The following is a 1,469-nucleotide window of genomic DNA, read 5'->3' as shown; positions in this document are numbered from 1 at the left end:
GTTTAGTCGTTTTAGCCAATTACTAGGCGGCGTTGGCTCGGGACAACTTTGTAAAATGGTTAATCAAATATGTATTGCTGGTGTAGTGCAAGGTTTAGCCGAAGGCTTACATTTTGCCAAGCAAGCTGGGCTTGATGGTGAAAAAGTTATAGAAACCATTTCTAAAGGTGCAGCCGGTTCGTGGCAAATGGAAAACCGCTACAAAACAATGTGGGCGGGTGAATATGAGTTTGGTTTTGCCGTAGATTGGATGCGTAAAGATTTAGGCATTGCACTCGATGAAGCTAAAAACAACGGCGCTACTTTACCAATGACTGCAACGGTCGATCAATACTACGCCGATGTACAAGCACTCGGCGGTGGCAGATACGACACCTCAAGCTTACTAGCACGCATTGTAGCGCTGCATAAAAAGTAACGCTGTAGATACCATCTCTCATTTTAAGCTTCAAGGTCGTATTTAACTTTCTTGGAGCTTAAACGCTTCTTGGTTTTTTATTACACCAAAACATATATGAATTAGCTTTCGCATATTTGCACACACAGCTTGCATTGGTGTTTTACCATTATTTATTAACGTTAACTTGTGTCGTTTTATTGTTTTATTCCATTGCCCAGCAACAACGGCTGCCATATAAAGTTTACATCGAATTCTGGCTGGGCCAAGTTTACTGATTGATGTTCGCCCTTTTAATTTACCCGATTCATTATGCCGTGGGATTAATCCACAATAAGCCGCCGCTTCTTTGGCTTTATTAAATTTTTTAGCCGCAAACAAATACGTCAGCTCTCTCGATAATACGGGCCCTATGCCAGGGATTGACTCAAGTAGTTTCCTGTTTCTTTTTAAATCAGGTTCATTATCTATGTGGTTATCAATGTCAGATTTAAGTTGTTTAATTTCATCGTCTAAAAACGCGATAGTCACTTTTATAGATTGGCAAACACGCGCAGAAACGTTGCTGAATTCACTTGCTTCTAATCGGTTCGCTTCTCGTTGCCGGTTACTCTCAAGCGCATCTAAACGACGGATAAGGGCTTTAAGCTCTCTAATTGCTAATGCTTCAGGTTGCCAATAATTAACGACTGCGTGCTTGGCACAGCCATAATGAGCAAGCATCGTTGCATCAGATTTGTCTGTTTTATGAATTATGTTTAAAGCGTCTGCATACTTTTTAGCTTTACCAGGGTTCGCTAAAATAATATTAAAGCCTTGCTCGTATAAAAAATACATCAGTGCTTCATGATAAACACCCGTTGGTTCGAGGGTGATAACGAGCTCATTAGCAGCGCTTTTTGTTGTATTTAAAAGCCATTTTTCTATTGTTACAAAATCTTGGCGCTTGTTTTTAAAGACTTTTGTTTTAATTTTATTTGTAAGTTGGTCTCTCAACCACGATAAATCAATCTTCTCTTTACTAATATCAATGCCGATAAACATCATCTCTACTTACTCCCCTTGTACATAC

2 protein-coding genes are annotated in these 1,469 nt (G+C 39.5%); one reads left to right on the top strand and one right to left on the bottom strand.

The genetic code is table 11. The features are described from left to right. A partial coding sequence (locus L652_RS0112715) for an NAD(P)-dependent oxidoreductase (protein WP_024603484.1) occupies positions 1 to 418 on the top strand: 418 nt, incomplete at its 5' end. A 42-nt stretch (positions 419 to 460) separates the two neighbouring features. On the opposite strand, the gene L652_RS0112710 is transcribed toward L652_RS0112715, so the two are convergent. Further along, positions 461 to 1,444, bottom strand: a complete 984-nt coding sequence (locus L652_RS0112710) for an IS110 family transposase (protein ID WP_024597435.1) — start codon at positions 1,442 to 1,444, stop codon at positions 461 to 463. Positions 1,445 to 1,469: the final 25 nt, after the last annotated feature.

This window comes from Pseudoalteromonas sp. TB25 (assembly GCF_000497995.1).
GTDB lineage: Bacteria > Pseudomonadota > Gammaproteobacteria > Enterobacterales > Alteromonadaceae > Pseudoalteromonas > Pseudoalteromonas distincta.
This window is presented reverse-complemented; position numbering and strand designations above follow the sequence as displayed.